The sequence below is a fragment of the Rhodoferax potami genome (assembly GCF_032193765.1).
Classification (GTDB): Bacteria; Pseudomonadota; Gammaproteobacteria; order Burkholderiales; family Burkholderiaceae_C; genus Allorhodoferax; species Allorhodoferax potami.
This window is the reverse complement of sequence record NZ_JAVBIJ010000001.1, coordinates 553,380-578,347: the sequence shown is the minus strand read 5'-3', so window position 1 is coordinate 578,347 and position 24,968 is coordinate 553,380. Positions and strand designations below refer to the sequence as shown.

Annotated in this window: 30 protein-coding genes and 1 pseudogene; 26 read left to right on the top strand and 5 right to left on the bottom strand. The window is 60.4% G+C overall.

The window, feature by feature from the left end:
• The first annotated feature begins 112 nt into the window (after positions 1–112).
• The 14 genes from RAE21_RS02835 (at position 113) to RAE21_RS02770 (ending at position 11,061) form a co-directional block, all read left to right on the top strand.
• The gene (locus tag RAE21_RS02835) at positions 113–1,936 is read left to right on the top strand and encodes a glutamine--tRNA ligase/YqeY domain fusion protein (protein WP_313880050.1); all 1,824 of its coding nucleotides are present in this window, start codon (positions 113–115) and stop codon (positions 1,934–1,936) included.
• 69 nt (positions 1,937–2,005) lie between these two features.
• Entirely contained in the window at positions 2,006–3,154 is a 1,149-nt protein-coding gene (locus RAE21_RS02830) for a helix-turn-helix domain-containing protein (protein WP_313880049.1), read from the top strand.
• A complete protein-coding gene (locus tag RAE21_RS02825) occupies positions 3,144–3,719 on the top strand; it encodes a PIN domain-containing protein (RefSeq protein ID WP_313880048.1) in 576 nt (191 codons plus the stop codon). The genes RAE21_RS02830 and RAE21_RS02825 overlap by 11 nt, the downstream gene beginning before the upstream one ends.
• 18 nt (positions 3,720–3,737) lie before the next feature.
• Positions 3,738–4,277 (top strand): DUF924 family protein, encoded by a 540-nt coding sequence (locus RAE21_RS02820; RefSeq protein WP_313880047.1) that lies wholly within the window; start codon positions 3,738–3,740, stop codon positions 4,275–4,277.
• A gap of 130 nt (positions 4,278–4,407) precedes the next feature.
• A complete protein-coding gene (locus tag RAE21_RS02815) occupies positions 4,408–6,282 on the top strand; it encodes a 3'-5' exonuclease (RefSeq protein ID WP_313880046.1) in 1,875 nt (624 codons plus the stop codon).
• 12 nt (positions 6,283–6,294) lie between these two features.
• Positions 6,295–6,558, top strand: a complete 264-nt coding sequence (locus tag RAE21_RS02810; protein ID WP_313880045.1) for a DUF924 family protein — start codon at positions 6,295–6,297, stop codon at positions 6,556–6,558.
• A gap of 47 nt (positions 6,559–6,605) precedes the next feature.
• Entirely contained in the window at positions 6,606–7,478 is an 873-nt protein-coding gene (locus tag RAE21_RS02805) for a DMT family transporter (protein ID WP_313880044.1), read from the top strand.
• A gap of 83 nt (positions 7,479–7,561) precedes the next feature.
• The gene (locus RAE21_RS02800; RefSeq protein WP_313880043.1) at positions 7,562–8,038 is read left to right on the top strand and encodes a YHS domain-containing (seleno)protein; all 477 of its coding nucleotides are present in this window, start codon (positions 7,562–7,564) and stop codon (positions 8,036–8,038) included.
• Between the two features lie 136 nt (positions 8,039–8,174).
• Positions 8,175–8,465 carry a nucleotidyltransferase family protein gene (locus tag RAE21_RS02795; RefSeq protein ID WP_313880042.1) on the top strand — a complete coding sequence of 97 codons (291 nt, stop codon included), beginning with the start codon at positions 8,175–8,177 and terminating at the stop codon, positions 8,463–8,465.
• Positions 8,466–8,483: 18 nt separating this feature from the next.
• The gene (locus RAE21_RS02790; RefSeq protein ID WP_428984054.1) at positions 8,484–8,588 is read left to right on the top strand and encodes a HepT-like ribonuclease domain-containing protein; all 105 of its coding nucleotides are present in this window, start codon (positions 8,484–8,486) and stop codon (positions 8,586–8,588) included.
• A gap of 116 nt (positions 8,589–8,704) precedes the next feature.
• Positions 8,705–9,640: a DUF6929 family protein gene (locus tag RAE21_RS02785; RefSeq protein WP_313880041.1), complete on the top strand. Its 936-nt coding sequence runs from the start codon at positions 8,705–8,707 to the stop codon at positions 9,638–9,640.
• 22 nt (positions 9,641–9,662) lie between these two features.
• Positions 9,663–9,989 (top strand): hypothetical protein, encoded by a 327-nt coding sequence (locus RAE21_RS02780; RefSeq protein WP_313877524.1) that lies wholly within the window; start codon positions 9,663–9,665, stop codon positions 9,987–9,989.
• Positions 9,990–10,097: 108 nt separating this feature from the next.
• Positions 10,098–10,721, top strand: a complete 624-nt coding sequence (locus RAE21_RS02775; protein WP_313880040.1) for a class I SAM-dependent methyltransferase — start codon at positions 10,098–10,100, stop codon at positions 10,719–10,721.
• Between the two features lie 37 nt (positions 10,722–10,758).
• The gene (locus RAE21_RS02770) at positions 10,759–11,061 is read left to right on the top strand and encodes a hypothetical protein (RefSeq protein ID WP_313880039.1); all 303 of its coding nucleotides are present in this window, start codon (positions 10,759–10,761) and stop codon (positions 11,059–11,061) included.
• Between the two features lie 20 nt (positions 11,062–11,081).
• On the opposite strand, the pseudogene RAE21_RS02765 reads toward RAE21_RS02770, so the two are convergent.
• Positions 11,082–11,677, bottom strand: a pseudogene (locus RAE21_RS02765) (GGDEF domain-containing protein).
• A 711-nt stretch (positions 11,678–12,388) separates the two neighbouring features.
• Between RAE21_RS02765 and udk the strand changes: the two are divergent.
• Together udk and RAE21_RS02755 are read left to right on the top strand one after the other, a co-directional pair.
• Positions 12,389–13,033, top strand: a complete 645-nt coding sequence (udk, locus tag RAE21_RS02760) for a uridine kinase (RefSeq protein ID WP_313880038.1) — start codon at positions 12,389–12,391, stop codon at positions 13,031–13,033.
• 10 nt (positions 13,034–13,043) lie between these two features.
• Entirely contained in the window at positions 13,044–14,159 is a 1,116-nt protein-coding gene (locus RAE21_RS02755; protein WP_313880037.1) for a DNA alkylation repair protein, read from the top strand.
• A 35-nt stretch (positions 14,160–14,194) separates the two neighbouring features.
• Here RAE21_RS02755 and RAE21_RS02750 read toward each other — a convergent pair whose 3' ends face one another.
• Positions 14,195–15,130: a M14 family metallopeptidase gene (locus RAE21_RS02750; RefSeq protein ID WP_313880036.1), complete on the bottom strand. Its 936-nt coding sequence runs from the start codon at positions 15,128–15,130 to the stop codon at positions 14,195–14,197.
• 185 nt (positions 15,131–15,315) lie between these two features.
• Between RAE21_RS02750 and RAE21_RS02745 the strand changes: the two genes are divergently transcribed.
• From RAE21_RS02745 to RAE21_RS02730, 4 genes are all read left to right on the top strand, one after another.
• Positions 15,316–15,939, top strand: a complete 624-nt coding sequence (locus RAE21_RS02745) for a glutathione S-transferase (protein WP_313880035.1) — start codon at positions 15,316–15,318, stop codon at positions 15,937–15,939.
• Between the two features lie 28 nt (positions 15,940–15,967).
• Positions 15,968–16,507 carry a hypothetical protein gene (locus tag RAE21_RS02740; RefSeq protein WP_313880034.1) on the top strand — a complete coding sequence of 180 codons (540 nt, stop codon included), beginning with the start codon at positions 15,968–15,970 and terminating at the stop codon, positions 16,505–16,507.
• A gap of 16 nt (positions 16,508–16,523) precedes the next feature.
• A complete protein-coding gene (locus RAE21_RS02735; RefSeq protein ID WP_313880033.1) occupies positions 16,524–17,696 on the top strand; it encodes a pectate lyase family protein in 1,173 nt (390 codons plus the stop codon).
• 110 nt (positions 17,697–17,806) lie between these two features.
• Positions 17,807–18,862 carry an alkene reductase gene (locus tag RAE21_RS02730; RefSeq protein WP_313880032.1) on the top strand — a complete coding sequence of 352 codons (1,056 nt, stop codon included), beginning with the start codon at positions 17,807–17,809 and terminating at the stop codon, positions 18,860–18,862.
• Positions 18,863–18,922: 60 nt separating this feature from the next.
• On the opposite strand, the gene RAE21_RS02725 is transcribed toward RAE21_RS02730, so the two are convergent.
• Positions 18,923–19,186: a hypothetical protein gene (locus RAE21_RS02725; protein ID WP_313873663.1), complete on the bottom strand. Its 264-nt coding sequence runs from the start codon at positions 19,184–19,186 to the stop codon at positions 18,923–18,925.
• A gap of 166 nt (positions 19,187–19,352) precedes the next feature.
• Between RAE21_RS02725 and trxC the strand changes: the two genes are divergently transcribed.
• From trxC to RAE21_RS02705, 4 genes are all read left to right on the top strand, one after another.
• The gene (trxC, locus tag RAE21_RS02720; protein ID WP_313880031.1) at positions 19,353–19,796 is read left to right on the top strand and encodes a thioredoxin TrxC; all 444 of its coding nucleotides are present in this window, start codon (positions 19,353–19,355) and stop codon (positions 19,794–19,796) included.
• An 81-nt stretch (positions 19,797–19,877) separates the two neighbouring features.
• A complete protein-coding gene (locus RAE21_RS02715; protein WP_313880030.1) occupies positions 19,878–20,669 on the top strand; it encodes a substrate-binding periplasmic protein in 792 nt (263 codons plus the stop codon).
• Between the two features lie 246 nt (positions 20,670–20,915).
• A complete protein-coding gene (locus RAE21_RS02710) occupies positions 20,916–21,164 on the top strand; it encodes a hypothetical protein (protein WP_313873666.1) in 249 nt (82 codons plus the stop codon).
• A gap of 10 nt (positions 21,165–21,174) precedes the next feature.
• Positions 21,175–21,807, top strand: coding sequence for a DUF938 domain-containing protein (locus RAE21_RS02705; protein WP_313880029.1), 633 nt, complete (start codon positions 21,175–21,177; stop codon positions 21,805–21,807).
• Here the strand turns inward: RAE21_RS02705 and RAE21_RS02700 are convergent.
• Positions 21,804–22,409 carry a 3'-5' exonuclease gene (locus RAE21_RS02700; protein WP_313880028.1) on the bottom strand — a complete coding sequence of 202 codons (606 nt, stop codon included), beginning with the start codon at positions 22,407–22,409 and terminating at the stop codon, positions 21,804–21,806. The two genes, RAE21_RS02705 and RAE21_RS02700, sit on opposite strands and share 4 nt — an antisense overlap.
• 86 nt (positions 22,410–22,495) lie before the next feature.
• Here RAE21_RS02700 and RAE21_RS02695 point away from each other — a divergent pair, with 86 nt between their 5' ends.
• A complete protein-coding gene (locus tag RAE21_RS02695; protein WP_313873669.1) occupies positions 22,496–22,822 on the top strand; it encodes a DUF6172 family protein in 327 nt (108 codons plus the stop codon).
• 209 nt (positions 22,823–23,031) lie between these two features.
• On the opposite strand, the gene RAE21_RS02690 is transcribed toward RAE21_RS02695, so the two are convergent.
• Complete coding sequence (locus RAE21_RS02690; protein ID WP_313880027.1) at positions 23,032–24,594, bottom strand: GGDEF domain-containing protein; 1,563 nt, start codon at positions 24,592–24,594, stop codon at positions 23,032–23,034.
• Positions 24,595–24,642: 48 nt separating this feature from the next.
• On the opposite strand from RAE21_RS02690, the gene RAE21_RS02685 reads away from it, so the two are divergent.
• Positions 24,643–24,828 (top strand): hypothetical protein, encoded by a 186-nt coding sequence (locus tag RAE21_RS02685; RefSeq protein WP_313880026.1) that lies wholly within the window; start codon positions 24,643–24,645, stop codon positions 24,826–24,828.
• Positions 24,829–24,968 lie beyond the last annotated feature (140 nt).

The following is a 24,968-nucleotide window of genomic DNA, read 5'->3' as shown; positions in this document are numbered from 1 at the left end:
TCCTATAAATTGTTAAAAATGTAACAAGCACATAGTAACGAACTCCGCTTACACAAGCCCGCCAGGCACCCCCGCGGGGCGAGACGCAAGATGCGGCGTCTAAAATCTGCGAATGAGCACCCCCACCCCCGCGAACACAGCTACCGACACCGTCAAGCCCAGCAACTTTTTGCGCCAGATCATCGAATCTGACCTCGAAAAAGGCACCTACGCCCAGCGCCGCTGGGCCGGCACCCCCGGCGACGCCGCGCACCACGCCGCTGGCGAGCCTGACCCCGCCAAAATCCGCACCCGCTTTCCCCCCGAGCCCAACGGCTACCTGCACGTAGGCCACGCCAAGAGCATCTGCATCAACTTCGGGCTGGCGCGCGACTACGGCGGCGTGTGCCACCTGCGCTTTGACGACACCAACCCCGAAAAAGAAGACACCGAATACGTCAACAGCATCATCGACGCGGTGAAGTGGCTGGGCTTTGACTGGAACGGCAGCCAGGGCGACTACAGCGTGGCCCCCTACCAGGCCAGCGACTACTTTGACTTTATGTACCGCGCCGCCGAGGCGCTGATCGAAGCCGGCCACGCCTATGTGGACGAGCAAACGCCTGAGCAAATGCGCGTGAACCGTGGCGACTTCGGCAAGCCCGGCGTGGACAGCCCTTTCCGCACCCGCACACCTGCGGAGAACCTGGCCCGCTTCCGCGAAATGCGCGATGGCAAACACGCCGATGGATCGATGGTGCTGCGCGCCAAGATCGACATGGCCAGCCCCAACATCAACATGCGCGACCCGGCCATCTACCGCATCCGCCGCGCCACGCACCACAACACGGGCGACACATGGTGCATTTACCCCATGTACACCTTTGCGCACCCGATTGAGGACGCACTGGAGCAAATCACCCACAGCATCTGCACGCTGGAGTTTGAAGACCAGCGCCCGTTTTACGACTGGCTGATGGACCGCCTCATTGATACCGGCCTGCTGGCAGCCCCCGCGCCCAAGCAATATGAATTTGCCCGCCTGAACCTCACCTATGTGATTACCAGCAAACGCAAGCTGGCCGCACTGGTGAATGAAGGCAAGGTCAGTGGCTGGGACGACCCGCGCATGCCTACCATCGTCGGCCTGCGCCGCCGTGGTTACACGCCTGCCGCCATCCAACTGTTTGCCGAGCGCATTGGCGTGACCAAGAGCGACAGCTGGATCGACTACAGCACCCTGGAAGGCTGCCTGCGCGAAGACCTGGAGAACACTGCCCACCGTGGCATGGCCGTGCTCAACCCCGTGAAGCTGGTACTGACCAACTGGGGCGAGGTGTTTGCAGAGCAAGGTGGCGACGCGTATCTGGACGCGTGCAGCATGCCCGCCCTGCCCCACCCGCCCGAGGGAACCGAATCACCGGTGCGCCACTTCACCATCGGCAAAGAGGTGTGGATCGAGCGCGAAGACTTTGAAGAAGTGCCCCCCAAGGGCTACAAGCGCCTGTTCCCCGGCAACAAGGTGCGCCTGAAGGGCGGACACGTGATCGAGTGCACCGGCTGCACCAAAGATGCCAATGGCGTCATTACCGAAGTGCTGGCCACCGTGGTGCCCGACACCAAGAGCGGCACCCCCGGCGCCGACCTGGTGAAGGTGAAAGCTGCCATCACCTGGGTGGGCGTGGCCGACGGCGTGTCGGCGCAAGTGCGCATGTACGACCGCCTGTTCAGCGACGCCCAGCCCGACGCGGGCGGCAAAGACTTCCTGGAAAGCCTGAACCCCAACAGCCTGAAGGTGGTGACCGCCATCGTGGAGCCGTCACTGGCCAACGCGCAGCCCGACCAGAAGTTCCAGTTTGAACGCCACGGCTACTTTGTGGCCGACCGCATGGACCACAAGGCGGACAAGCCGGTGTTTAACTTGGCGGTGGGGTTGAAGGATAGTTGGGGGAAGTGAAAACGCAGAGTTCGGTTTTAGGCCTCATTCTGGAACACCTTATCTATACCTGATTGACCAGCAATTAATATGGCCGCGGATATTCAAACAATAGCAACGCGACTTAAGCAAATACGAAAAACGCTTGAGTACTCAATTGAGGATGTCTGCAAAACCATCGATCTGCCAATTGAACGATTGACTCAGATTGAGTTGGCCCAAACACGGCCAACTGGTGATGAAGTGCTGATTCTTGCAAGTCTCTACGAATGTGATTTCCGTTCCCTGATTGATGATTCAGTACCTCCGCCAGGTGAATTGACAGACATCCTATTCAGACGATACGGAAATACGTTTTCTGCAGTTGACCGCAGATCTATTCAGGAGTTTTTGCATATCTGCCAGATTGAATCCTCCCTGGAAGGATTACTGGGTATCAAAAAGACTCCATTTCCAGCGCCTAGGGTGGGCAATTTCTACAAAGGAGATGGACAAGCTACTGCGAAGAAGCTTCGATCTCACTTAAGTCACAAAGAAAATGAAGTACCCCACGACATATACGCGGACTTCCGAAGCATTGGTGTTCACATACTGCGCCAACGGCTAGTCAACAGCGATATCTCTGGTCTTTACATTCAAGATCCGTTAGCGGGTCATTGTGTACTTATCAATTACAACGAGGATATTTACCGACAGCGCTTTTCGGTCTGTCACGAAGTTGCACATTCGATATTCGATTCGTCTGAGCGCGTGATGCTTACCTACGAAACTCACAGCTCAAAATACAACAAAGCGGAGTTGATCGAAATACGGGCAAACAGTTTTGCGTCGAACTACTTGATGCCAGTACACCTTCTGCAACGAATCGGGACACTCGACGAATCCAACATCGCCCCTTGGGCACAGAAGTTTCGAGTTAGCGTTTCTGCACTCCTTAAAGCATTGAAGGATGCGAAATTGATTAATCAGGGAACTGCATCAAAGCTTCGGACAATTCGTGTGCCGACCTCTGCCAAGATAGATCCTGAGGCGCCAGAAAACCTGACTGATAGCCAACGGGCACGACGTCTATCTTTGCTTGAGAGGGGTCTATCGGACTACTTCGTAAATTTATGTTTTGAGGCGCATTACAAGGAACTGATCAGCACTGGGCGACTAATTGAAGCACTACGAATAAGTCAGTCAGACCTTCCGGAAATTGCTGTCTTGTTCGGAAGGACTGTCAATCATGGCTTTTGATCCGAGCAACTTCAGCTTTATGGTCATCACAGACACTTGCTCTGTTTGGAATGTTCTTTCAGCAAACGCGATATTTCGTGCTGCAAATTCAGCTCGGGTTAATTTTTATGTGACTCCGATGGTTCTTTATGAATGCCTAAACAAGCCTAGGAAGACAACAACACCCGAGTCAGTTGAACTAATCCGCAGGCTCAGGGTATTGAGAGCACAAGGCAAATTTAGCGAGCAGCCTTGCGATCTAGACGACCTACTGGCAGTTTCACGCCGAGCGCCAGCAGCGCTTAGCAGTGGGGAGTTGTCTTGTATCGCTACAGCTTACAAGACAACGTCCTTCGCGTTTATGACGGATGAACGCAAGGCTCGCCAATATGCAGAGCAAAGACTCCACCTCAAGGTCGAGACAACTCCAAAACTCTATGGTTGGCTCCATTTTCATCGTCACTTAGTGGATGCAGACCATAGCGTCGTCATTGAGGAACACGAAAAGCATGAGCGCAGGCCATTGACTAAATTTTTTCAAGAGGCCTATGAGACTGCATTGCAATATCGCTTAATGAGTCGATAGCCCACAGAGCTGCGCAATATGTATCCCCAACCCATCCTCCACTTCTGGTTCACCGAGCTAACTCCCAAGCAGCACTTCGCCAAAGACGCTGCCTTGGACGAAGCCATCGGCACCCGCTTCGGCGCCACGCTGGAGGCTGCTGCGCGGTGTGAGCTGTTTGCCTGGCGCGCTACGCCCGAGGGGCGGCTGGCGGAGGTGTTGGTGCTGGACCAGTTCTCGCGCAATGTGTACCGCGATACCGCCCGCGCCTTTGCGCAGGACGCGCTGGCCCTGGTGCTGGCGCAAGAGCTGGTGGCCAGTGGGCAGGACCGTAGCCTGCCCCTGGCGCAGCGCAGCTTTGCCTACATGCCCTACATGCACAGCGAGTCCGCGCTAGTGCACACGCAAGCCGTGGCCTTGTTTTCGCAGCCGGGCATGGAAGACACCCTGCACTTTGATCTGCGCCACAAAGAGATCATCGACCGCTTCGGCCGCTACCCCCACCGCAATGCCATATTGGGCCGCACCTCCACTGCAGAAGAGCTGGCTTTCTTGAACGAACCGGGGTCTTCGTTCTAGATTTTTGGCTGCAGGCTTGCTACGTTTTTAGTAGCTACTCGCGCATATTCCACGTGGGCTAGTGGCCTATTTTCCTTATTTGTCCCTTGTACCATGGCAGAATAGACTGGTCACACATCAGATATGAACCATGGCTATTTTTCCGCAAGGACTCACCAACATCGATAAGCGCTGCGCGAACGCCGGTGAACGCAACACACTACATCAGCTGAAACGGTGCCTGTCAGACGAATATATGGTGTGGCACGATGTTCCCATCGGGCCAAAGGCGAGGCAACCTGATTTTGTGCTCCTCAGTCCACGCCGTGGATTGCTAATTTTGGAAGTTAAACACTGGTCTTGGGGCACGGTTGAGAACCAGCGCATCACGAAAGACAGCGTGGAGCTACTCACCAACAACGGGTTGGTCACTTCTCCGCATCCGTTGCGTCAGGCTCGTGACTACGCCACTGAGCTCAACAACGTACTCCAGCAAGACCCAGCGTTGTTAGAAACAGAAGACCCTTTCAAAGGGAAGTGCCGTGTTCCCTATGGTTGGGGCTGTGTACTAAGCAACATTCGACAAAAGCAAGTCGAATCCACTGATTTTGAGCAGCTATTCCCGAGTCATAAGACCTTGTTACGAGAGGACTTGGACGATGGGGTGGATGCCTATGAGTTTGAAAAACGCTTATGGGGCATGTTCACCCTTACTTTCCCCTACGCGCTGAGCCTGCCGCAGCGTGATCGCGTGCGCTGGCATCTGTTCCCCGAAATTCGCATGCAGTCGACCCAAGTGGCGCTGGACTTGCAATCGGATGGGAAGCCGATGGCGTTGCCGAGTCTGATGCAGGTCATGGATCTTACGCAGGAGCAAACTGCACGCACCCTTGGTGAGGGGCACCGTGTGATTCATGGCGCGGCTGGCTCTGGCAAAACCATGATTTTGATTTTTAGGGCACAGCAACTTGCAGCGGCAGCACGGGCCGACCAACCAATTTTGGTGCTCTGCTACAACCGCGCGTTGTCTCAGCGCATAGACGCCATGTTGCGCGAGCGCGGCGTGGATGAGCGGGTGGTGGTACGAACCTTCCACGCTTGGTGTCAGGACATGGTGCGGGCTTATCAGCTCGACCGTCCCCAGACACGTCCCAACACGGATGCGTATTACGAAGAACTCGCTGCCACCGTTCAACGGGCACTAGACACTGGCTTGGTTCCCAGCGGCCAATACACCGCACTGCTGATAGACGAAGCCCACGACTTTCAAGATGCCTGGCTGCAAATGTCGGCCAAGCTGGTGACGCCAGCCACCAATTCACTTCTGGTTCTTTACGACGATGCCCAATCCATTTACCAGCAAAAGCGACGCAAGTTCAACTTCGCAAAGCTTGGAATCAAAGCGGTGGGGACGACCAGCATTTTCCGACTGAACTACCGCAATACTGCCGAAGTGCTGGCGTTGGCAATGCAATGCGCGCAGGGAATAGTGAATGAAAAAGCCGGCACCGATGACGACATGCAAACGGTGCAGCCCACTACTGCTGGACGACGCGGCCCACTGCCAACATTAATTACCGCTGCCCATGGTCGCCAAGAGGCGCTACTGATTGCAGAACGAATTGCAGCTGCAATCGCCGATGGCACATCGCCGGGCGACATCGCCGTGCTGTGCCGAATCAAAAAACACATGGACTTGATTGAGCAAGCAATACTGCATCACCAGATCGGCTGCCAATCTATGAACAACCCAGCCTTCAAGGCATTTGACTGGACGGCTCCCAGCGTCAAGCTGGTGACGCTACACAGCGCCAAAGGTTTGGAATTTCCATTGGTATTCATCTCTGGACTGGACTGCATGCCTTGGATGGGCGAGCCATTGGAAGAAGAGTTACGCCTGCTCTATGTGGGCATGACACGAGCCACAGAAAAGCTGGTATTGACTGCCGCAGGGAGTTCCCTTGTAGTTGACCGTGTGAAGAACTCTCTAGAGGTAGTAGCAGCGCAGTTTGAAGCTGCTTTGTAAGTTCTCTTGCCGATGGTTCTGCTCATTAATTTTTTTGAGCATTCAGTACTAGACGTATGGCCTCCTGTATCCCAAGACACCCTGCGCTTTGAGCTACGCCACAAAGAGATCGTTGACCGCTCAAACCGCTACCCCCACCGCAACGCCCTCCTGGGCCGCACCACCACGCCCGAGGAGCTGGCTTATCTGAGCGAACTAGGGTCTTCGTTCAAGGTTTTTAGGCGGCGGTTTTGCTACGTTTTTAGTAGCTACTCGCGCATATTCCAAGTGGGCTAGTGGCCAATTTCATTCTAAATTGCACCCCACGCGTACACTGCTCCGCCATGGGCTCTCTGTTCAATCTGTCTCTGCTGGCGCTTGCCATGCTGGCCTTTGCGGGCAACTCTCTGTTGTGCCGCGTGGCGCTCAAGGGCGGCGCCATGGATGCGGCCAGTTTCACCACCGTGCGTTTGGTGTCTGGCGCAATCACGCTGGCCGCCTTGGTGTGGCTGCAGCGCAAACCAAGCGCGCAGGGCGCGCGCACCGCAGCGCTGCCGGGTGATGGCTGGTCGGCGCTGGCGCTATTTGTGTATGCGGCGGGGTTCTCGTTTGCCTACCTCAGCATGTCGGCGGCCACAGGGGCGCTGTTGCTGTTTGGTGCGGTGCAGGCCACAATGATCGCCTGGGGCCTGTACCGCGGGGAGCGCTTGAGCCCGCAACAGATGGGCGGCTTTGTGCTGGCGGTTGCAGGGCTTGTGGTGCTGATGTTGCCGGGCGTAGCGGCGCCGGGCTTGGTGGGCTCTGCGGCCATGCTGGGTGCCGGGGTGGCCTGGGGCGCTTATTCGCTGCTGGGCCGGCGCCAGCCCGCCCACGGTGGCGCTGACCCTACGGCGGTAACGGCAGGCAACTTCATTCGCACCGTGCCCATGGCGCTGGTGCTCAGTGCGGTGGCGCTGCCGCAGCTCCACATCACCAGCAGCGGCTTGGTGTTTGCGTTTGCCTCGGGCGCGTTGACATCGGGCGTGGGCTATGCCGTGTGGTACCGGGTGTTGCCCACCCTGCAAGCGACCCACGCCGCCACGATGCAACTCAGCGTGCCGGTGATTGCGGCTGTGGGTGGCGTGGTGCTGTTGGGCGAGGCCGCTACCTGGCCGATGGCGCTGTCGGGCTGCGCCATCTTGGGCGGCATTGGCCTTGTGATTTGGAAGAAGGCCTAAGCGCTGCGCGGTGCTGCGCCGCGGCTTGTAAGAATGTGCCGCGTAGGCAGACAAACCACTTTCAACCGCATTGCCCGCCCCCCATGAAAACCTTGCTTATCCGCTGCGCCGCATTGCTGCTGGCCGCCCTCGCCACCATAGGCCATGCCGCCGAGCCAGTGAGCACTGGCTGGATGAATGGTGCCGCCATAGGTGGCAAAGATACGGTGTCGTATTACGCACCCGAGGCCAAAACCAACCACCAGGTGGTGGAAGGCAGCAGCACGTTTACCGTGCAGTACCTGGGCGTGCCGTGGCGCTTTGCATCCAAGGCCAGCGCCGACAAGTTTGCAGCCAACCCCGCGGCCTATGCGCCGCAGTACAACGGGCATTGCTCTAACGGGCTGTCGCTAGGCGAGGGCTTGATCCCCACCAGCGGCTCGGTGTGGGAGTTTTTTGACAACAAGCTGCACTTGTTTTACGCCGAGCGCGGCCGCCAGCGCTGGCTCAATGGCGACTGGAAAGCCTATCGCCAACAAGCCGACAAGGCGTGGCAGGAAATACTGGCCGCTAAGCGGTAAAGGTGTAGGCGTGCGGAGCTCTGGTCTGCTTTGATAAAGGCAATTTTGCTACGCTTTTAGTAGCTGCTCGCGCATATTCCACCTGCGCAAGACGCCTATTTGGCGCATAGAAGACTGCTCCGGTAAACTCCAGCTCATGAGCCCCTCCCAAGCCCTCCGCCAACACCGTGATGCCGTCTGCCTTACCGCAGCGCGTTACCACGTGGTTAATCCACGGGTGTTTGGTTCGGCCCTGCACGGCGATGACCGCGAAGGCAGCGACTTGGATTTGTTGGTGGACCCACTACCGGGAACCACCTTATTCGATCTCGGTGGCCTGCAAGACGAACTGCAAGAGCTGCTGGGCGTATCGGTAGATGTGCTCACGCTCAAGGACCTGCCCATCAAATTCCGCGACATAGTGGCCCGGGAAGCGCGCCTCTTATAACTACGCAATTGCAACCGCATCGCGCACGGCTACTTCGACATCAACCTTGAAGTGGTTTGGGATACCGTCAAATCTGCACTGCCTGCCTTGAAAAGCCAGCTGGACGTTTTACGGGCTACCTAAAACCCTGATTTCTTGACTGCTACTTGCTACGCTTTTAGTAGCTAATCACGCATATTCCACGTGGGCTAGTGGCCTATTTCGCTTAACTCCGGCAACCGTGCGCTCTATACTGCCGCATGCCCCAAGCCCACCCTACCCTTACCCCACAGCTGCTGCGCCAGCTGACGCTCAACCCCGCTGACCACCCCCGTGGTGTCGCGCATTTGAGTGCGGCCAGCGGCTTGGTGCGCGTGGGCGAGCGCCTGTATGTGGTGGCCGACGACGAGGTGCACCTGGGCGTGTTTGACAGTAGCGCCATGCACGCACCCGGCGCGCTGCTGCGCTTGCTGGAAGACGACTTGCCGCACGACAAGGGCGCGCGCAAAAAAGCCAAGCCCGACCTCGAAACCTTGGCCCTATTGCCGCTCCTCCCCGGCCACGCCCACGGGGCCTTGCTGGCCTTGGGGTCTGGCTCCAAGCCACAGCGTAAAACCGCTGTGCTGCTGCCGCTGGATGCGCAGGGAACTCCGCTTGGGCAAGTGGACACCGTCGATCTGGCGCCGCTGTATGCGCCGCTACGAGAGCGGTTTGCAGACCTGAACATCGAAGGCGCTTTCCTGCTGGGCAACAAGTTGCTCTTGCTGCAGCGGGGCAACAAGGGCAACGCCTTGAGCGCCTGCATTCGCTACGAGTGGAGCCACATTGCCCCCTGGCTGGCAGGCCTGCAGCCCCAGCCGCCCGCCCCCCACGACGTGCAGACCATGGACTTGGGCGAGGTGGACGGTGTGCCTCTGAGCCTGACCGATGGCACGCCCCTGGACGGCGGCGCCTGGGCCTTTTGCGCCGTAGCCGAAAGCACCGACGACAGCTACCACGACGGCGCCTGCGTGGGCTCCGCCATTGGTATCGTCACCCCCGACGGGCAGGTGAAGCTGCAGCTGCTGGCCGGCGCCCCCAAGGTCGAAGGCATTGCCGCCCAAGCCGCAGACGGTGGCTGGCAGATCACCCTGGTGACCGACCCCGACGAGCCCTGCACCCCCGCCCAAATGCTGCAAACGCACTGGGCGCTGTAACCGCGCTAAGGCAACCCGCCCCATGGCCCGCCGCAAGCACCACCACGTGTATGTGATTGAGTTGCACAAAGACGTGCTGCTGGAGCCCCGCTTTCGCAAAAACAATCCGGGCTATGTGGACGGCAAGCCCTGCGTGTACGTGGGCATGACCGGGCTGGACCCGGATGTGCGCTTCGACAAACACAAAGCCGGCATTCAGGCCAACCGCTTCGCCCAGCAATACGGCCTGCGCCTGCTGCCCGACCTGTTTGAAGGCTTCAACCCCATGAGCTACGACGACGCGGTAGACAAAGAAATCGAAGTCGCCATAGACCTGCAATCCGCCGGGTTCGGGGTTTGGCAGGCCTGAGGCTCCATCGTTCACTTGCTACGTTTTTAGTAGCTACTCGCGCATATTTAACGGGCGCTAGAGGCCGATTTGAGGCCTATCCGCACCCTCCCCGCTACACTGCAAGCCATGCAACCCAACTGGTATGAGCGGCACATCTTGCCCACGGCGCTGGACATGGCCTGTGGCATGCCCATGATCGGGCGCATGCGGCAGCATGTGGTGCAGCGCGCGCAAGGGCGGGTGCTGGAGGTGGGCATTGGCACGGGGCTGAACATGCGCTACTACGACAAGGCCCGCGTCACCCACATCACCGGCCTGGACCCGGCCCTGCAGATGCACCCGCTGGCGCGGGAGCGCATAGAGCGCGCGGGCTTGCAGGTGGACTTGATCGGCCTCTCCACTGAGCAGATTCCGCTGCCCGATGCCAGCTTTGACACCGTGCTCATCACCTACACGCTGTGCACCATTCCCGACCCGCACGCCGCCCTGCTGGAGATGCGCCGCGTGCTGGCACCCACGGGGAAGCTGCTGTTTTGCGAGCATGGGCGCGCGCCCGATGCCTCGGTGCAGCGCTGGCAAGAGCGTTTGCAGCCGCTGTGGGGCAAGGTGGCAGGTGGCTGCCATTTGGGGCGCGATGTACCCGCCCTGCTGCGTGCCGCAGGCTTTGCCCTGCCCGACCTGCAAACCCGCTACCTCACCGGCCCACGGCCCTTCACTTTTCATTACTGGGGCGAGGCGCTGCCGGCCTAGCCACAAGGGCTGCGCGTTTTGCGATACAAACAGCGCCATGCCCCACACGCCCACACTGCCGCCCGATTTCACGCCCACCTTTACCCTGGTGCCGCCGGGCCCTCTTGCCAGCCCCCTGCAGTTGCTGCCGGTGAACGCCGATGTGCTGGCCGTCCACACGGCCGATGGCGCGCATGTGGGGTCGCTCAAAAAGATTGGCGCGGTCTGGAAGTTCAAGGCCATGGGCTACGACGAAGCTGGTGCCATGGAGCCCGGTGGTGGCCCGCTCACTGACCAGCACAACATGCAGTTCCAAACACCCGATGCCGCCGAGGTGAGCGCGCGCTTACTGGCTGGCTAACGGCCGGCGGCAACCGGGCCTTAGCTCTGGACCTGGTTTCGCCCGCTTCGTTTGGCCATGTACAAGGCTGCATCCGCAGCGGCCATGAGTGCATCAACAGTTTGCCCGGCCTTGTAGGTGGCGGCGCCAATAGACACCGTTATAGCCAGAGTCGGGGTGGTGGGCAGCGGTTCGGCCTCTACAGCGAGGCGCAGGCGCTCGGCCACTTCCAACGCAGTCTGCAAGGGGGTCAGGGGCAGCACGATCAAAAACTCTTCCCCCCGTAGCGGGTGCACACATCGCCTTGGCGCAGGCCCTCGCGGACACGCTGTGCAAAGGAGCGCAGCGCTTCGTCGCCGACCAAGTGGCCGTGGACGTCGTTGATTTTTTTGAAGAAATCGATGTCCAGCATCAAGATAGAAAAAGGCTGGCCGGTACTGACCGAGAACTCCAATTGTTGTTTGAGCAATGCGTCGAGCGCGCGGCGGTTACCCTGCCCGGTGAGCGCGTCGGTGGCGGCATCGATGCGCACTTTGGTGAGCAAGCCGCGCAGTTGTTGGGCCAGCGCCGCATTGGACAGTTGCAAGGCAATGCCCTCCCGCACACGGTTAGAAATGCGGCTGGAGTGATAAAACATGAGTACCTGAAACACGCTGAACGCCACGATCAGGTCCACGCTGTATTGCTGGTTGGCGTAGCGCGCCAGCCCCAGCACCGAGATGCTCCACATCAGCCCGCTTTGCAGGTAGTAGCCGCGGATGTAAGACACATACACCTGCGCGTTGACGGCACTCACCCCGCACAACAGCGCGACCATGATCGCGTCCAACAGCACATCGTGCCCCGCCAGCAACCAGCCCAGCAAGCCCCACGCAATGCCGTCCAGCCCCGCCATGACCCGCAGGCGTGGACCGTGGGTCTGCTGGTCGCATCCGTCTTTGAGGGCGCGGTCGATCGAGAGCAAGCCCATCATCCACACCACAAAGAAAAGCACTAGCCAGAGGAGCAGGTTTTTGTCGGGCACACGCCCCCATGCCATCCAGGCAGCCACAAACCAGCCGGCTGGCGTGGTGTGCAGGGTTTGGCGGAACGACGCCACCCACAAGGCAAAGCCGGTTTGGTTGACCACCAAACGGTCGCTGACCGATAGATCGGGAAGGGGCTGCATGGGCTGGGTGGGTGTGGGTTTGCGGCTATTCGGGGTGCAGCTTCTGGATTCCATTCTACGGAGGCGTTTGCAAAACAACCATCCTTTTTGGATGTAACCGATTACGGCTAGGGCCTGTTGGGCCAAACTGGGCCGGGCTCGTAAAATAGCGCGCTTTGTCGTCCGGAACCCCTAAAAATCATGCCCCAAAAATCCAATAACAAACCATTCGTGATCGGCGTTGCCGGGGGCAGTGGCAGCGGCAAATCTACCGTGACACGCGAGGTGCTGGCCTCTATCGGGCCGGGCATGGCGTCTGTGGTCTACCAGGACGACTATTACTGCGACCAGACCCACCTGGCGCCTGAAGAGCGCGTCAAAACCAATTACGACCACCCCGACGCCTTCGATTGGCCCCTGATGGTGCAGCACATGCAGGCACTGCGCCGCGGTGAGGCCATCGACATGCCGACCTACGATTTTGTGACCCACAACCGCGCACCCAGCACCGTGGTGGTGAACCCGGCACCGGTGATCGTGATTGAGGGGCTGTTTGCGCTGTTTGACCCCGAGCTGCGCAAGATGATGTCGCTGAAGATATTTGTGGACACGGCGGCCGATGTGCGCTTTATTCGCCGCCTGCAGCGCGACATTACCGAGCGCGGCCGCAGCACCGAGAGCGTGATCGCCCAGTACTTGGAAACCGTGCGCCCGATGCACAAGCAGTTCATCGAGCCCACCAAGCGGCACGCCCACGTCATCCTGCCCCACGGCGCCAACGACCCGGCGGTCGACATCATCACCACCAAGGTGAAGACGCTGATCAAAGAGCTAGACCGCGGCTAAGCGCCCCGATATGGCCGAGCCGCTGGTTGCCCAATATGGCCCCGATGTGCCGCAGGCCATTGCGCGCATGATCCGGGCGGTGCACCCGCGGTTTGACGCTGATGCCTTTTTACACGACGCGCTGAGCGGCTACGAGGCCCTAGCCTTGATGCCGCGTGGCAAGCACATTGCCAGAGCACTGCAGCAGCACTTGCCGCAGGACTATGCGCAGGCGCTGCCGATTTTGCTGGCATCTGCTGAGCAGCCGCACGGGCGCAACCCGGGCCTTTCGCTGGCATCGTTCTTGTACCTGCCCCACACGGCGTTTGTGGCGGAATTCGGGCTGGGGCATTTTGAGTTGTCGATGCAGGCGCAGCACGCGCTCACACAGCGCTTTACGGCAGAGTTCAGCATCCGCCCCTATTTGCAACACCACCAAGAGGCCACCCTCGAGCGGCTGATGGAGTGGACGCGCGACCCCTCCGAGCATGTGCGCCGCCTGGTGTCGGAGGGCACACGGCCGCGGCTGCCCTGGGCCTCGCGCTTGCCGGCGTTTCAACGTGACCCTGCCCCGGTGCTGGCCCTGCTGGAGCCATTGAAAGACGACCCTGCCCTGTACGTGCGGCGCTCGGTGGCCAACAACCTCAACGACATTGGCAAAGACCACCCGGCCCTGTTAGCGGACACAGCCCGCTCTTGGCTGCAAGGCGCCACACCCGAGCGGAGCTGGACCGTGCAGCACGCGCTGCGATCAGCAGTGAAACGCGGCGAGGCCGGTGCGCTGGCGGCACTGGGCTTTGGAGAGACGGCCAACGCAGTGGTGAGCCAGCCCGCCATCACGCCGCCGCAGGCAGTGATGGGCGGTTCGCTGAACGTGACCTTTGACGTGACCAACACCACCGGGCAAGCCCAGCAGGTGCTGGTGGACTTTGCGGTGCACTACGTCAAGGCCAATGGCCAGGCACGCGCCAAAGTGTTCAAGCTCAAAACGCTGGACCTGGCCCCGCACGAGACCCAAAAGGTGGGCAAAAAGATATCGCTGGCCGACATGACCACCCGCAAACACTACCCCGGCCACCACCGGGTAGACGCCATCCTCAACGGCCGCGCCCAGCCGCTGGGGGCATTTGAGCTAACCAGAGGCTGAATGCGCAGACGCTGGGGCGCGATGCCCCGGCCCGGTTAGCTTGACGCGATCACAAAATCCAACGCCGCCCCCACCGCCGCCACTTGCGCGGCAATGCACTGCTCGGGGTTGGCGCGTGGGCTGTCGGGGTAGACCTCGGTGATGCTGGTGTAGCGCGCCCCGGTGATGCCGGTGCACAGGCCCCAGCCTTTCACGTCATAAGCAATGACGCCGGGCGCTTCCAGCGGGGTGCCGATCAGGCCGCCCTCGGCGTCGGCAGGCGCAATGTGCGTGACCTGCTCCACAGCGCGCAGGATGGCCTGCTGGAATGCGGGCTGTGGGTTGGCGGTGTCGTCCACTAAGTAAAACCCATCGGGAATCACGCACGGCTCAAAGGCTTTGCCATCCCGCGCGGCCACGGCGGGGCGGTACTCGCTCTCGTCGGTGTCGGTGGTTTCGTGCAGGTCGATATGGGCGGCAAACTGCCCCAGCAGCGGCGCCACCAGGCGCATCAGGGCCGCGCTCTCTTGGGCGGGGCTGTCGGCACGGAAGCTGCGGTTGGGGTCCAGCGCATCAAAGTTCCAGCGCTGGATGCGCTCATAGGCCCAAGGGCTCACGCAGGGCGCCACCAGCAGGTTCACCCGGCCGGCAAAGGCCGCAGCGTGGTCTGCTGCAAAGCGCAACGCACCATGCACACCACTGGTCTCGTAACCGTGCACCCCGCCAGTGACGAGCACGGTGGGCAGAGCACTGCTCCAACTAAGGCTGCGCAGGGCCATGAGGGGGAACCGCTCTTCACCCAGCGCGGCGTCGGCATACACCACTTCGCCATAGCACTCCACATCCCACTGGTTGCGCAGCAGCTCTATCGCAGCCAACACGTCGTCGGCATAGCTGCGCTGGCGCACCTGGCGGGCGCGCCACTGTTGCACCTCGGCAGGGCCCCAAGGCTGGCCGGGGGTACCCAAGGGATAGAAACGGGAGAGGGTCATGTCAATGCTTTGGCTGTAAAACTTGTTTGCTACGATTTTAATAGCTACTAGCACAGGTTATTAGAGCGCTAGAGGGCTTTTTGATGCCCTAACCGAAGGTGGCAGTGCCACCTGCATAGAATGCCCCGTGCGCTGCACTGCCACTGTGCAGCCCCCTAATTTTTACCCCCTACTAGGACAACACCATGCCCCAACTGAAACTCAGCTACTTCGATATGCACGGTGGCCGCGCCGAACCTGTGCGCCTGGCCCTGCACATCGGTGGTGTGGCGTTTGATGACCATCGCTTTACCTTCCCTGAGTTTGCAGAGGTCCGCAAAGCCACCCCGTTCGGCCAGGTGCCCACTTTGGATGTGGATGGCACTCTGTTCACCCAGAGCGATGCGCTCTTGCGCTTTGCGGGCAAGCTGGCCGGCCTATACCCCACCGACCCCTTGCAAGCCTTGTACTGCGATGAAGTGACCTATGTGGTGGAAGAAGCCGGCGTCAAGATGGGCCCCACGTTCCGCATGAGCGGTGAAGAGCAAAAGGCAGCCCGCCTGGCGTTGGTCAACGGCTCCATGCCGGTGTACCTGGGCTGGTTGCAGCAGCGCCTGCAAGCCCAAGGCGGCGAGTTTTTTGCCGACGGCCGCCTGACTGTGGCAGACCTGAAGGTGTGGGTGGATGTGCGCGCCCTCAACTCCGGCCGCTTTGACCATGTGCCCACCGATTTGGTGGAGCGCGTGGCCCCGGCGCTGAACGCACACATGCAGCGCATTGGCGAGACACCGGCCATCAAGGCCTATTACGCACAGTTTGCAGCCAAGTAAGCGTCGGATGCAGTTGATGGAGCGGCTCATGCCGCACTACCAGTTCAGCGAGAAACACCGCTTGCTCACCCAGGCCAGCCCTGCTGCCCTGATGGATGCGGTGCTGCAGCCCGGCGTGAGCGAAGACCCGTGGGCACGCCGATTCATCCAGCTACGCGAGCTGCCCGACCGGCTGCGGGGCGCCCTGGGCGGCAGTAGCCGCTTGAAAGACCAGCCCCCTTTCGGGATCGACAACTTCACGCTGCTCGGGCGTGATGGCGATACTGAGGTCGCGCTGGGCCTGACAGGCCGGTTTTGGCAGGCAGACTACGGCCAGTTGCCAGTGGCGGGTGCCGACGGGTTTGCGGCATTTGCCAAGCCGGGATGTGCCAAGCTGCTGCTGAACTTCAGCACCCAACCCGATGCCGGCGGCGGCACCTGGCTGCTGACCGAAACGCGGGTGTGGTGCACCGACCGTGCGGCCCTGCTGCGGTTCACCCCCTATTGGTACGTGATACGGCCGGTAAGCGGCTTGATCCGGCACCGGCTGCTGGCCCGCGTGCGCGATGCGGCTCTGGCCGCTGGCTGAACCGATGCCCCTCACCGTGCCCCGGCTGGCCCTGGTGTTTGTGCTGGCGTGCTGGGGCGCTATCGGTAGCCCGGCCCACAGCGAGGCGCCTTTGCCGGAAATATTTGTCGCGGGGCCGGTGGAAGCTGCAGACACCCACTCCGGCGGGTTTGCCACCACAGCGGGTGGCAACATCCCCGGCGCCCGGCGGCGCAGCGCAGCCACGCTGGAAGACATGATCCAAGAAGTGGCCGCCGCCAAAGCGGCAGGCAAGCCGCTGGTGCTGACCTACACGGGCAATGAAGATGCGCAGATTGCCCGGATCACTCAAGACCACACGGCGGATGCTTATCAAAACTGCCCCCGCCCGCACTGGCACGCCCCCTACCGCGAGCTGCAAATCAAAGAGTTTTCGCACGGGCTGACGATTCTGGGGGCCAACGGCTCTTCGGCCAACTTTGGCATCACCCTGATCCGCAGCGACAACGTGGTGGTACGCAACATGAAGATAGGCGCACTGGCCGGTGCCGCCCACGATGCCGACATGCTGCGGATTGACTCGTCTTCCAACATCTGGATTGACCACAACGAGTTATTTGCGGTCAACAACGAGTGCAAGGGCTCACCGGACGGGGACCTGACATTTGAGAGCGCCATCGACATCAAAAAAGACTCGCACCGCATCACGGTGTCTTACAACGACATCCACGACAGCAAAAAGGTGGGGCTCGATGGCTCGTCCAGCAGCGACATTGCCGGTGGCCGCGAAATCACCTACCACCACAACCTGTACCGCAATGTGCATGCCCGCCTCCCAATGCAGCGCGGTGGCTGGACGCACCTGTACAACAACCTGTACAGCGGCATTACTGACTCCGGCATCAACGTGCGCCAAGCGGGCTATGCGCTCATAGAAAACAACTGGTTCGAAAACGCCAAAAACCCGGTGACCTGCCGCTACGACGCCGGCAACTGCGGCTGGTGGGAACTGCGTGGCAACAACACCCAGAGCGCTGCCGACAACGCCACCTACAACATCACCTGGACCGGTGGCCCCGGCTATCTCAATGCAGATACCTGGGACAGCACCCGAGCATTCCCGCTGACCTTGACCTACACCTACACGGCGCACGCACCTGAGTGCGTTAAAGCCCACCTGGCTGTGGTGGTGGGCGTGGGTAAAAACCTGGCCACCCTGCGCTGCCCCTGAAGGCCCGCGGGCGCGGGGCTACCCCGAAACCGAGTAACCCCACCGCATCGGGCTTATTGCCCCGGTGCCACACTCGCGCCCCTTGTTGTTACGTTTACAGGTTTTTGAACATGCTTTTCTCCCCCCTCCAAGTCGGCGCGCTGACACTGCCCAACCGTTTCGTCCTCGCGCCACTGACCCGCACCCGCGCGGGCATGGAGCACCTGCCCAATGATTTGATGGCCGAGTACTACGCCCAGCGCGCCAGCGGCGGCCTGCTCATCACCGAGTGCACCATGGTGACTGAGGGCACCTCTGCCTTTGTGGCCGAGCCCGGTGTGTACTCCGCCGAACAAATCGCCGGCTGGAAGAAGACCACCGACGCAGTGCACGCCAAAGGCGGCCGCATCTTCATGCAAATCTGGCACGCAGGTCGCGCCGCCCACCCCGGCATCAATGGCGGTGCGCGCACCGTCTCCAGCAGCGCGCTGGCCATTGAAGGCGAGATCCACACCCCTGAAGGCAAAGTGCCCCACGTGGCGCCCCACGCACTGACTGTGGAAGAAATCAAAGAAATCGTGGCAGCGTTTGCCCAAGGCGCCAAAAACGCAATGGCCGCCGGTTTTGACGGTGTGGAAGTGCACGGCGCCAACGGCTACCTGATCGACCAGTTCTTGCGCGACGGCTGCAACCAGCGCACCGACGCGTATGGCGGCTCGGTAGAAAACCGTGCACGTTTCTTGTTTGAAGTGCTGACTGCGGTGAGCGATGCCATCGGCTCCGACCGCGTGGGTGTGCGCCTGTCGCCCCTGAACAGCTTCAACAGCATGATCGACAGCGACCCTGTGGGCCTGACTACCTTCTTGGCGGACAAGCTCAACAGCTTCAAGCTGGCCTACCTGCACATGATGCGTGCGGATTTCTTCGGCGTGCAAAAGGCCGACGTCATGTCAGTGGCGCGCGCGAACTACAAGGGTGTGTTGATCGGCAATATGGGCTACAGCGCGGAAGAGGCTGAGCAAGCGATCAAAGACGGGAAGCTGGATGCGGTGGCTTTCGGCAATGCCTACATTGCCAACCCGGACCTGCCGGAACGCGTGAAAGCCGGTGCGGCGTTGAACACGCCTGACAGCAGCACCTACTACACGCCCGGTGCCAAGGGCTACACCGATTACCCCACGATGTAAGGGGAACCCTGCGCGCCACCCGGCCAGCACAGCCGGGGTGGGCGCGTGGGCCGCGAAGGCTTACAGGCCTTCGTGGCGGTCTGCGGCAGCAAACAGGTCCAGCGCAAAGTCGGGGTCCGACTTCTGGATGCTGGCCGCAAAAGTGCGCAGCTCTTCCGCCTGCTCCAGGCGGGTCTGGCCGGCACCGGATGCGCGGCCAAAAGCGGCTTGGCTCAAAGCCACCACCAGGTTTTTGCCGGCTACCCACAGCGCCTGCAAGGAGGCGCCCACAGTGGGTTGTGCGTCGCGGGGCAGAGAAATGCTGTGAAGAGTCGTGCTGGCCATGGTGGGCTCCTTTAAGTAAAAACAAGTGATGTTGCACTGCAGTATAGGGTTAACCCTAGACTTGATGCAAGGGTTAACCCTAGTATTCGTTGTTTCTTAGGGTGAAACGCCTAAGCCCTGCGCCCCGGACGCTTGAGTTTCAGCCGGGCGCCGCCAGCTAGCCTGCATGACCGAAGCACTCCATATCGTTTGCCCCCACTGCCACACCACCAACCGGGTGAAGGCAGACCACATGTCCAGTGCGCCCGACTGCGGCAGCTGCAAGGCCCCGTTGTTCACCGGCAAGCCGGTCGGCTTGAGCACCGCCTCTTTTGACAAGCATTTGCACCGCAGCCATATCCCACTGCTAGTGGACTTTTGGGCGCCGTGGTGCGGGCCCTGCCGGCAGATGGCGCCCGCCTATGCCGCTGCTGCCCGCCAGCTGGAGCCGCACATCCGGGTGGCCAAAGTGGATACCGAGGCCGAGCAGGCGCTGGGCGCCCGATTCCAGATCCGCAGCATTCCCACCCTTGCGCTGTTTGTGAACGGCCGCGAAGTCGCCCGTCAACCCGGGGCCATGGGGCAGGCCGATATCGTGCGTTGGGTTCAAATGCACTTGCCGGTGAAATAGGCCGCCACGCCGGCAAGGCTGTGTATAGTGGCCGATATGGGCTCTACACTTTTTCCCGGCGGAAGAACCTGTTGGCTGCGCATGGCAGTGAGCGCAGCTTTGATCCTGGGTGCAAGCCTGAGCCACGCGGTGTGCTCGCGGGCCATCGTGGTGCCGGCGGCACCGACGGGCTTCAATGTCAAGGTGACTGATGAAGGGGTCTCCGGCGTCTACCCCGACTGGCTGCGCGAGGTCAGTCGCAAAGCGGGTTGCCAGCTTCAGTTTCCGGTAGTGCCGCGCGCTCGGGCGGATTCGATGACCTTTGTCTCCCACCAGGCCGACATTTTGATTCCGGCCTCACAAAACCAGGAGCGGGACCAAAAGGCGCAATTTGTACACCTAGTCAACCTCACGCCCACCCTGATCACGCTCAGTACTGCGCCCTTGCCTCCCAAAGACCTCCGCTCGCTGGTGGAGCGGTCCAAACTACGCGGCGCCTTGGTGCGCAGCTATAGCTGGGGTGATGAATACGATGCGCTGGTACAAAAGCTGAATGACGACAACCGGGTGGACTTTGTCAATGATTTGGGCACCGTGGGCCGCATGCTGCGTGCTGGGCGGGTGGACTTCACGATATTGCCACCCACGCTGCTGCACTCGGCACTGCAAACTACAGCCGACGTGGCGCAGAGTGGCGAATTTCGTTTCAGCCCGGTCATCGGACTGCCCAAATCCCGCGTGGGGGCCTACCTTTCGCGCCAGACGCTGAGCCAGACCGATATGGATCTGCTCAGCAACGCGATGGTGAAAAGCGCGCGCGACGGCAGCTTGCGCGCTGTTTTTGAAAAGTACTACCCGATGGAAGTGGTCGCCGCGGACATTGTGAACAATTAATTAATAAAAAAACTTACCCCAAGCGCCTGTGGGCTGTTGTGTGGATAAGCGTGTTCACAAGCCGCGAAATCCGCGCCAGCATTGGCTTTGACAAGCCTGCCCAAAAATAAGGCAGCGCGTAGAGCATTGTTTTTAAAGGCAAAAAGCTGTGGTATGGGGGAACCGGCTGTCCGGTCCCCTGGGACCCGCAACCCCTGATGAGGTAACCTCGCCGCCTCACTGAACGACAAACACAAGGACTTTTCCATGAAAAAACTCAACGTCACCATCAAGCTGGAAATGTCGGTACCCGATGACTGGGCACTGGTAGAAACTTCTGAAGGCACCCCGGTGCTTAGCCTGCCCAACGGCCAGTTCCTGGACATCGCCATCGAGCCTCTGTTCGCAGCGGACCCTGAAGACACCTGGAGCAGCACCGAGAGCGAAGACGAACTCAACGACATTCTCGACATGGTCGAGAGCGAAGAAGTCAGCTACGAGTTTGTGACCCACTAAGCCACGCTCTATGGCGCAACCCGACCACAGCCCTTCTGCCGAACGCAACAAGCACCCGATTCTGGAAGTGCTGCAAGCCCTGCTGCCTGCCAGCGGCCGGGCGCTGGAGATTGCCTCGGGCACCGGGCAGCATGTGGTGTGGTTTGCGCAGCACCTGCCGCAGTGGGCCTGGCAGCCCACCGAGGTGCACCGCGGCGCGCTCTACAACATCGAGGTGCGCGCCACCGAGGCGGACTTGGCCAATATCGAAGTGGCCCAGCAGCTCGATGTCTGCCGCGAACCTTGGTTTACCGAGGGCGCCACATGGGCGGGACCGTATGACCTGGTGTTGTGCATCAACATGCTGCACATTGCGCCGTGGGCCTCGTGCGCGGCCCTGATGCGGGGTGCCGCCGCCTGCCTGGCGCCCGGCGGGGTGCTGGTGACCTACGGGCCTTACTTTGAGGCCGGCGTGCCGCCCACCCAGAGCAATCTCGAATTCGATGCCAGCCTGCGAGCGCATGACCCGAGTTTCGGCATACGCCAACTGGCCGATGTGGCAGCCGTTGCGGCACAAGCCGGCCTGCAGCTGCAAGCCCGCCACGCCCTGCCCGCCAACAACCTGTTGCTGGTGTGGGGCCGCCCAGCAAACCCTGCGGCCTAAAGCCCGAGCGCGTTAAACACCCGGATGGCGGCGTAGGCGTCATTGGCCGCGTAGACCAGTTGCGACTCGGTGAGCCGCGGTGCCGCCCAGTTGCTGGTGGCAGCCTTTTTGCTCTTGATGAAGCGCTGCCCAAACAACACTGCCACGGCACCTTTGACCCCCATGTCTTTGCGGTAGCCGCGTTCGCGGAACACCACATTGAGCTCCAACACGCCCACCGGCTCTACACCCAGTTTATGAAGAATGCGCTTGCGGTCATCACCCAGGCCAAAACCGGCCTTGGCGATACCGGGCAGCGCCATGAGCTCGGCAGCCACCGCGCGGCACTCGGGGTCGTGTAGCTGAAACACCCAGGCCCGCTCAGGCGTGGAGAGTTGCAGCACATGAGGCCCGTCGGAGACCTCGCCCACTTTGAAGGTGGGTTTGGACTCGGTATCAAAGCCCCAGGCGCGGGCTTGGCGCAGAGTGGCCAAGGCAGCATGGGCTTGAGCGCCCTCGTTCACCAGGGTGATGCTGTCCAGGCCCAGACGGGCAAATTCAGGCAGCAAGGCAATGGCATCTTTGTGGGGGGTGGCATGCTGTTCGCGGGGGTTTTGTTGCATGGGGCGTATCATCGCCCACCTGCCACTGGTTGGCCTCACAGTTTTGCCCGTAGCCCACAGAGCGGCGCGGCGCACAAGGATTCCCCATGAAAAAGACATTCCCCCTCCACGTTGAAGGCAAGCACCCCGATCGCCTGTTGGACGCCACCAAACACGAAATCCGCAAATACATGAAGCGCGAACGCAACCGGGCGCTGCCCGTGGGCGTGGATTTTTGGGACTTTGATTGCCGCTTCGGCGCTACCGAGCAAACCGCCGTAGTGGCCCACCCGGCCGAGTTGATCGGTCTGATCGACGCTGCTGCCAAAGAGGGCGGCACCCAGTTTTATATCGAAATTCTGGCCAAGCACGGGGTGCGCAAGCCTCGCGACCCGTCGGCAGGCGCCACGATTGCCAACTTTTTGGAAGAGTAAGGTCGGGCTAGCACACTCAGCGAGCCCATTCACCGCGCGCGGGGCAAATAAAGTTGAAAAAAACTTACCCCTGTCGCCTGTGGGTTGCTGTGTGGATAAGCGTGTTCACAAGCCACGAAATCCGCGCCAGGCTTAGCTTTCAACACGACGCCTAAAAAATAGGCACTCTGACAACCCCGTTTTTTACGGGGTTTTTTTATGCTAAGGCGCTACTGTGGCTTAGCGGTGTGCGTTTGCCCCTTGCCCGCAGACTTGGCAGCGTACATGGCGCTGTCCGCCGCCAGCATGAGAGATTTCAAATCCGAACCGTGATGCGGGTACAAGGCAAGGCCAATGCTCACACCCAAGGGCACACTCACCCCGTAATACGGCTGGCACAGGGCATGCACCAAGCGGTCGGCCGTCTGCAGGGCATCGGCTTGGCTCACCCCGTCGAGCAGCACAATGAACTCATCCCCACCGATGCGGGCCGCGACATCTGACGCCCGGATGGTGTAGCCCATGCGCTGCGCCACGGTTTTGAGCACCTCGTCGCCAATCGAATGACCCAGGGTGTCGTTTACCTTTTTGAAACCATCGAGGTCCATGGCCAAAAGTGCCAACTCGCCGTGGTGCCGCATGGCGCTCAAGATGCTGCGCTGCGCCAGCTCGTCAAACAGCAAGCGGTTGGGCAGCTCGGTCAGTGCATCGTGCTGGGCGAAAAACTTGACTTTGCGCATGGCATCCGCCGCCTGCAGCATGGCGGTGCCCACGGCTTGGGCCTCTTGCAACTCCAGGCTGGGCGGGCTCACATCTTCCCCGCGCCCGAGTGCGAGCGCCGTGTCATTGAGCTGCTGAACCGATGACATGACCTTGGCCCCTGCCCGCCGCGCCAGCCAAAACCCCAGCCCCAAGGCCAGCACCAAGCCAAGCAACACTTGGGCGAGCTGGGCAAACAGGTCGTCATACAGGCTGCGCTGCGGTGCTGCAGCCACCACCGTCCAGCCCCAGCGGTCTGAGGTGCTGAACCCGGTGAATGCCGGCACATTGTCTTTGGTCACCGACTCCAAAAAGCCAGATGAATTGCCGTCCATAGCCTGCTGCACCTTCAAGCTGACCGACTGGCCAATGAACTTCAAAGGGTCGCGCGATCGGCCCACGATCGTGCGGCTCCGGTCCAGCACCGCGATGAGCCAGCCCTCCGGCAAAGGGCGCTGGGCAATGAGACGGTTGATGTAATCGGGCGTCAGGCCCATGTTCAGGCTGTAAACGACTTTGTCATTGGCCACGACCGGCACCCCGATCGCCATGATGTGCGCTTGCGTCGTTACGCCCTTGAAAAGATCGGTGAGCACTGTCTCGCGCTGGGCAAACACCTGCTGGAGCTGAGCGGGAGTGCCGGTTTTGGGCAAGGCTGCACCGAAGGGGAACAAGGTGTTGAGCACTTGCAGACCCTTGGCGTCCGTCAACACATAGTTGAGCGCCATGTCGGGTGCCACGATGTTGTTAGTAGCGAACTGATGAAAGCCCTTGAGATCGCCACGCGCCAACTCAGGGGCTGTAGCCATGACCTTGAGGCCGGACTCGATGGCAGCGAGCTCCCGCTCGATCTCCGCCTGGATCGCACGCGCCAAGAGCACGGTCTGTTGCTCAAAGCCCTCCCGTTGCAATCGGTAGTTACTGTAAGCCAACCAGGCGCAAATCAGTACCGTCGGCAGCACACTGAAGATGACCAGCATCCGCAGCGCGCGCCGCAATGACACACTGCGCCGCACACGTATCCGGTTTGGCATGTGATGCCCGTCCCGCGTTGTAGTTAATCGTTTTCCTCTGTCTGCACTATGGCAGAGGACGCTTATCAGAACAACTACCAGGAAAAAACTTACCCCATTCCCGTGTGGGCCACGCTGTGGATAACCCTAGGCACAAGCCGCCAAATCCGCGCCAGCATTGGGCTGCAACACGACGCCTATTTTTTAGGCAATTTCAATTTTCTCGAAGAAGAAAAAACGGCGTTTTGTCAATGAGGGAAAGTTTTGTGTTAGCACTTGCTGTGAATCGGTGTAGACGTGAAAAGCAACGCCCCTGAGGCCCGAATTACCCCTCAAAACTGTGCGCCACTCTGTGGATAACTTTGTTTACAACCGACAAAACCCGCACAAACAGG